Raw genomic sequence first — 6650 nt, forward strand, 5'->3', positions numbered from 1 at the left:
GACAATCGCACTTTAGTAAAATATCTGCTTTTCAGGTTACAGTAATTGCAATATTGATACCCTTAGATAGATGCAATCAAACTTATTGTTCCCAAGCGCCTTTGTTTGGCGATCGCACCGATTGGGCGGCAGGTGAGCCCCCGCTCGATCCCGCTATATAAAAAGGCTGCCCTCTGGTTGTTAGTAAAAATCAAGGAATTTACGTCTTAGTTAACCAACATCTCACACACTTAATTGTGTGGGCTGCTTTAAATGACGACATAGGGGACTTGGAATTAAATATACCCCAGTTATCCTAGAAGGCTAGGAAACAGATTTTCTGACATGAGCAGTGCTGACCTCTGTGATTGTGATGCTAGAAAGGATATTGAGTCAAACCGTTAGATAGACGCTCAAGGATGCTGCCAAGAAACAGAGGGGCGATCGCCGTCTAAACTTTATGGCAAAAGTGGCCGAAGACCCAAATCAAATACAGCCGTGAAACCCTTCGCCCCATCTAGTAGACCGCCGGGAGAAGTTGGGTGCTCGCTTCACCTTCAGGAACACTTACGCTGCTGTGACCACCACAGCACTAAGCCGAAGGTATCAACGGCAGTGTAGCGTTTTGGGCCCCCATGAAGGCTTTGTCAAACCCGACACTCTGATGAACCATCGTTATGGCAACTGTTGAAACCTGGTTCTTAACGGATGGCGCCTCCAGGAGAGATAAAAAAACCAGTCCTCTGTGTTTACGCGAAGGAGGAGCTCGAAGGCATTGCAGTTTGTCCTATCTGGGGAATACGGGGTAAAGTAGCGGTAGGAAAGATTTATCCATACTTTTACTAACTGTGCTAATTTCATTGTTAGCTGTAAACCATCATGCGGGAAATCTGCCAGAGCGTGGAAACCATATTTCAACTGCTGTTAGACGAACTTAAAAAGTCCACTCGCGCGTCAGAGCAGAACTGCCAAGATGTAGCAGGGCGACTCGCAGCAGAAGTCAACAGGATATGCACTGAAAGCCAGCGGATTCAAGCCTCCGGAGATATAGAAGGTTCAGCCCAGACCCTCGCTCAGCACCGCTTGCAACAATGCCTCCACTATTACAATTTAGGCTCCGGGCCCGGGCGAGTAGAATTGCACAGTACCCTCAGCGCGATCGTCTATCGCTACATCACCCCTCCCCAGGTGCAGTCTAGCTATCAGGCGCGAGTAGAACTGATCAAAGATTTTTTGCAAGGATTTTATCTCGAAGCTTTAAAGGCATTCCGGCGCGAAACCCAACTGCCACCCACCTACAGTCCCCGCACTCGCTTAGAACTAGCAGAGTACATGGCCTTTGTAGAGCGCTTCGGCAAGCGGCGCATTCCTTTACCTCGGAACCGGAGCCAGCAACTAATTATTTTACGGGCCCAAACCTTTTCCCAGCAGCAGCCCAAAGAAACCTCCGTAGATATGGAACAAGCCGCCGACGGAGGGGCTTCAGATTCCGACCAAACTTGGAACGACACCTCGGTGCACTCAGTGCGGGAAGCGATGGCCGGACAGGGTTCGGCGGCAATTCGTCCCCTAGGTGACGAGTCAGAATCTCTGCGGCAAAATGTGATTGACGAATTAGTGGGTTACTTGAAAGAGCGCAACCAACAAGACTGCGCCGATTACTTCGTGCTGCGCTTGCAAGACTTGCCGACTAATGAAATAGAGTCGCTTCTGGGCATAACTCCCCGCCAAAGAGACTATTTGCAGCAGCGCTTCAAGTACCATTTGCTCAGGTTCGCCATGTCGCACCGCTGGGAACTCGTTCACCAGTGGCTTGAAGCAGACTTAGACCGCAATTTGGGTTTGCTGCCTTCTCAGTGGCAGGCGTTTGGCGAGCAAATTGGTCCAGAGGGACAGCGTTTGCTAAAGTTGAAACAACAAGGTCTGTCAGAGTCAGCGATCGCGCAAAGCCTCGGCAGCACGGTAGCCCAGGTACAGAAACGGTGGTTTAAATTGCTGGAACTTGCCTGGGAATTGCGAAATCGTTCAGATTCCGGAGAAGGGGCATCTAGTGATGAATAACGAAACGAACAGGGATGCAGAGGCTTTCGATCGCCATTTTTTAGACTGGATATTGCAGGCGCCGGCGAATACCTCTAACGAAGATGAGGAAAACCTCTATCCATCCCCTCGCTCAGAAGAGTGGGGCGACACAGAAGACAATTCCGGGGTGGAATACTGGGAATGGGACGAACCAGACCCGCTGGACTATCAAGTGGGGGCGCACAGCAATGCACCCGCACAACCGCAGACAATTGGAGAAATACCGACCGTGCAAGACCGTTTTCAGACCTTGTTAAAAGAAAGGCTTAGAGCCGAAATTGAATCTAACCCGCCGCTGTTCCCCTGGGAAACAGAATTCAAAAGCTACGACCACGATTACCCAGACGATGTAGCCCCGCAATGGGTTCCTCCCCTACACCTCTGGACTCCCCAACTACAAAATATCAGGTGGGGCCGCCTGCCAATTCCGATCGCCCAAGGGGTTTTTGCTCAACTGCTAGAACCTTGTCAGGAACTGGTAATGTCGTCGCTGCGGCAGGGATCGAAGTTAGTTCGCGCTGTAGATAGCTTGTTTCCGGGCCAGTCTCACGAACTCAACGAGTTAGCTGGTTTAGTGCTTCGAGGTTCTTTGCGGGGACTTCTAGATTTAGAAGATTTCCCGACTTACGAAGCCGCGAGTACCGATCAACAAATGGTGCTGTCGCTGTTGGCCGCGAGGGAAATCATTGAGTCTCTAACTTTGGATTGTCCTGTGAATCAGCCGCCTGTTTCGCGGGAGTGGCTGACTGGTTTGGGTTCGCTAACTCTGGAAGCTCAATACCTGTCGAACCGCAACAGAGAACAGCAAATGCCGTGTTTAAGAGTGGACTGCCAATTTCCGGGGGCAGGAAGTTTGGAACTCAAGGGAGGAGATGCCGAAGCAACTGCACATCGTCCGAATTCCGGGCATTTAAGTGTGGAGTTGTTTGATCCACAACCGAACAAGACTTATGCTCTAGAAGTTCGATTCCAAAACTTCGAGACCAGACCTTTGATGTTTGCTATTCGTCCAATTTTAACCGGACAAGATAGCAACTAGAAAGGTCTAATTAGAGTAAATAATTTAGGTTTTTACTCGCTGGTTTGACCTCACACAAAAACAAATGCAATTCCTCGACTACTGTCGTGGAAAGCCAAAAATTTTAGATCTTAGTTAAAGCCCGCAGATTCATCGGTGGAGTCAATCTAAAATCTAAAATCTCCAATCTACAATCTACTGCTCGTTGACTTGGATGGGTGCACATGACAACTGATAACCTGCGAAATATACCTATTTTGGGTAAGCTGTGGGAGCAGATTGAGGCCATGCCTCCGCCGGTGATTGAGGATTCTTTACTGCTGCGAATCCTAGTTCAGTTGTTGGTAATTGTGGGAATTGTAGCTACTGACGTTGCTGCTGAAGAAGCCCTGAACCTGTGGGCTGTGCCTGTTAGTATTGTGGGAGCAACTTGGAGTTGGTACCGCCGCCGCGATCGCAATGTCGCTGCTAAGTTCTGCATAGCTATTGGAATGCTGGTGGCGCTGTTCGCTTTTTTTAGCCGCTTGGTGGGAGAATTGAATGATACGCGGTTAGTTTTGGCGCAACTGTTAATCCAACTTCAAGTGCTGCACAGTTTCGATTTGCCTCGCCGCAAGGATTTAGGCTACTCGATGGTAATCGGGCTAATTTTGTTAGGGGTAGCAGCGACTCTCAGCCAAACCTTGACTTTTGCGCCGCTGTTGTTGGTGTTTTTGGCTTTAGCGCTTCCGACTTTGGTTTTGGATTATCGATCGCGCTTGGGATTTGTGAAGCCAGAATCCATTGGCGAAAAAGCACAAGGTAAAGGGAAAAATGAAAGCCTGTCGCTATTTGCTGCTACTTTATCCCCAAAGTATTTTGGTTGGCTGCTGCTGATAACTGTCGGGTTGGGGCTGACTATTTTTGCGTTTTTGCCGCGCCTCCCTGGCTATCAGTTGCGGACTTTTCCGGTGAGTGCTCCTATTCAATATCAGGGGGAGTTTGACTCGCGCAGCATTCTGAATCCAGGGTATGTCAGAGGGGGAAATGAAAAAGGGACTGGCGGAGGAAGGGGGAGAAACCCAGACTCTGGGCCAGGAGAGGTAGACTCTACTTTTTATTACGGTTTCAACCAGCGCATTAATCAAAATTTGCGGGGGGAAATGAAACCCCAAGTGGTGATGCGCGTGCGATCGCAGGCTGCGGGTTTTTGGCGGGTGTTGGGATTCGACAAATACACCGGTCAGGGTTGGGAAATTTCTCGCAACGAACAAGCTCAAAAGGTGAATAGACCTCGCTGGTCTTATCAATTTTATCTGAATCCTTTTCCCAATGCGCCTCGCACTCAAGAGGTGATTCAAAGTTATACTATTGTTGCTCAGTTGCCGAATTTGATTCCGGCTTTAAACAAGCCGAGGGAACTTTATTTTCCGACGACAGAGGTGGCGGTTGATGCCGAGGGGGGTTTGCGATCGCCTTTGGAATTAGCGGAGGGCGTGACTTATACGGTGATTTCAAATGTGCCTTTTCGCGATCGAGCTTTGTTAGGAAAAACTGGTACTAATTACCCGAAAAATATTCGCAAGTTCTATTTGGATGTGCCGCCTAAAATTGCCCAGAAGGTGCGAGAAAAAACTGAAGAAATATTGGCAGCAAGAACTAGAGTATCTCAGTCAGACAGACCGATCGATTCTCCTTACGAAAAAGCTTTGTACTTAGCTCAATATTTAAAGCAAAATCCTAATTACAAAATAGAAAAAGCTTTGCCTTACTTAGAGGAAGGTGAAGATTTAGTCGAAGGTTTTCTGTTTGGTTACAAAAATACCCAGGATGGCAAAAAAGTTACAGGTGGATATCCAGACCACTTTTCGACGGTACTGACAATTATGCTGAGGTCGATCGGGATTCCGGCGCGACTGGCGGGGGGTTTCGATACGGGAGAATTCAACCCATTTACTGGTTACTACGTTGTGAAAAATACCGATGCTTTCTTGATGACGGAGGTATATTTTCCCAATAATGGCTGGTTTGCTTTTAATCCGATTCCCGGTTATCCGCTGATTCCGGCTTCGGTGGAAGACAACCAGACTTTTAGTGCGATCGAATCATTTTGGAAGTGGATCGCGGGTTGGCTACCGACTCCTCTCAGAAGCGGGCTCGATTCAGTCATAGGTTTTGTAATTGGCTGGATAACTTTGATTGTGGGCTGGTTTCTGGGACAGTTTGCTAAGGGCTGGGTGGGGTTATTTACTGGCTTGATTGCTGCGATCGCCTTTGGCTTTATTGGCTGGTTAATTTGGCAACTGTGGCGCAAGTGGCGCCACCGCCGCTGGCTGGCGAAGTTGCCGCAGGTGGAGGGGGTTTATCAGGAAATGCTGAAGGATTTGGCGAGTAGGGGATTTGTCAAGCAGAAAGCTCAAACGCCTTTGGAGTATGCTGAGGCAATGCGCGGCAATCATGCAACTGATGAAGCTGAGGTGATTGATGAAGTTTCGCAAGCTTACGTGCGGTGGAAATATGGCGGCGAAGCGGGTAATTTGAAGCAGTTGCGGCAGTTGGTGGAAAATTTGAGGCGATCGCACTTGAAGAAACTCAAAAAGTTAAGATAAAAATCGGCGATAGAAAGAAACTGTTGGCGAATGTCTGATGGGCCAAACCCCTCAGACATTCGCCGTCCTGAATAGGCAAAATGATGGTTTAATAAGACACCATATTACAGCACTTTCCTATGCTATGAGGTACAGTAGCAGCAATGAGTGAACCAATGTCTTAAATGGTTCGGACTCATCAAATTAAGGGCAACTCCTATGATCCTGCCAATCATCTCTGGGGTCTTGGGAGACAACATTCGCAAAAAAGATTTAAGCTGCGACCACCACATTTCAAGAGGATTAAAATCACGAGAGTAAGGGGATAAACAAATAAGCCTTGCACCTACGCTTTCAATCATTGAATTGATTGAGGTTAGTTTATGGGCGGGTAAATTATCCATTACTACTACCGCACAAGAGCCACAACTGAGGGCATAAAAACTTCTTAATAAATACAGAAAATGCTGGACCGTCCATTGAGTCATTCAGGGTCATTAATGCCAGCACTTTCTTAAGACTAATTGCGCGAATAGCTGGGACGAACGCTCCTCCATAAAATGGTTTGATTTCTCCTATTCTTGTCCCCAAAGGAGCATGGGCATGACTTCTAACCAAACGAGCGCATCATGGCTGTTTCGTCTAAAAATATGCTTGTTTTGGGTCTCGATATTTCGGAGTTTTTCCCAATACTCAACTTTTAGTTTTTGTACTCTTTCTGTTCCGGCTTGGCTACTGTACCATGTTTTTTTTCGAGTGAGCCCTAATTTTTGTTTGGGGCGACACAGGCGGTCCGACTCACCGATTTTCCAGTCTTCTATCCCCATAATTCACACAATTCGCTCAAAGTAGCATTGGGATGACGAGCTAAAGCATTCTCTCACTTCCGTTTCTGCATCATTTAAATGACTGAATCGGGGTTTTCCCCTGACGGGGTGACAACAGAGTCAAAATCCTGATAAAATCAAGGACATAGCTCTCAAACCCCTCTGAAAAAATGGCAG

Annotated in this window: 5 protein-coding genes; 3 read left to right on the forward strand and 2 right to left on the reverse strand. The window is 47.8% G+C overall.

The window, feature by feature from the left end:
* Nucleotides 1-858: 858 nt before the first annotated feature.
* From hetZ to QUA53_RS24510, 3 genes are all read left to right on the forward strand, one after another.
* Nucleotides 859-2040 (forward strand): heterocyst differentiation protein HetZ, encoded by a 1182-nt coding sequence (gene hetZ, locus QUA53_RS24500; RefSeq protein ID WP_333100262.1) that lies wholly within the window; start codon nucleotides 859-861, stop codon nucleotides 2038-2040.
* Complete coding sequence (locus QUA53_RS24505) at nucleotides 2033-3100, forward strand: hypothetical protein (protein ID WP_333100261.1); 1068 nt, start codon at nucleotides 2033-2035, stop codon at nucleotides 3098-3100. Before hetZ ends, QUA53_RS24505 begins: the two co-directional genes overlap by 8 nt.
* 203 nt (nucleotides 3101-3303) lie before the next feature.
* On the forward strand, nucleotides 3304-5667 hold the full coding sequence (locus QUA53_RS24510) for a transglutaminaseTgpA domain-containing protein (RefSeq protein ID WP_333100260.1): 2364 nt from the start codon (nucleotides 3304-3306) through the stop codon (nucleotides 5665-5667).
* 122 nt (nucleotides 5668-5789) lie between these two features.
* On the opposite strand, the gene QUA53_RS29355 is transcribed toward QUA53_RS24510, so the two are convergent.
* The gene (locus QUA53_RS29355; protein WP_445304984.1) at nucleotides 5790-6134 is read right to left on the reverse strand and encodes a transposase; all 345 of its coding nucleotides are present in this window, start codon (nucleotides 6132-6134) and stop codon (nucleotides 5790-5792) included.
* 87 nt (nucleotides 6135-6221) lie between these two features.
* Nucleotides 6222-6473, reverse strand: coding sequence for a hypothetical protein (locus QUA53_RS24515; protein ID WP_333100259.1), 252 nt, complete (start codon nucleotides 6471-6473; stop codon nucleotides 6222-6224).
* Nucleotides 6474-6650 lie beyond the last annotated feature (177 nt).

The sequence above is a fragment of the Microcoleus sp. Pol12B3 genome (genome assembly GCF_036701355.1).
GTDB lineage: Bacteria > Cyanobacteriota > Cyanobacteriia > Cyanobacteriales > Microcoleaceae > Microcoleus.

Coding starts and splice junctions, on each gene's coding strand:
- hetZ (WP_333100262.1), top strand. CDS start 859: ATGCGGGAAATCTGCCAGAGCGTGGAAACCATATTTCAACTGCTGTTA.
- QUA53_RS24505 (WP_333100261.1), top strand. CDS start 2,033: ATGAATAACGAAACGAACAGGGATGCAGAGGCTTTCGATCGCCATTTT.
- QUA53_RS24510 (WP_333100260.1), top strand. CDS start 3,304: ATGACAACTGATAACCTGCGAAATATACCTATTTTGGGTAAGCTGTGG.
- QUA53_RS29355 (WP_445304984.1), bottom strand. CDS start 6,134: ATGACTCAATGGACGGTCCAGCATTTTCTGTATTTATTAAGAAGTTTT.
- QUA53_RS24515 (WP_333100259.1), bottom strand. CDS start 6,473: ATGGGGATAGAAGACTGGAAAATCGGTGAGTCGGACCGCCTGTGTCGC.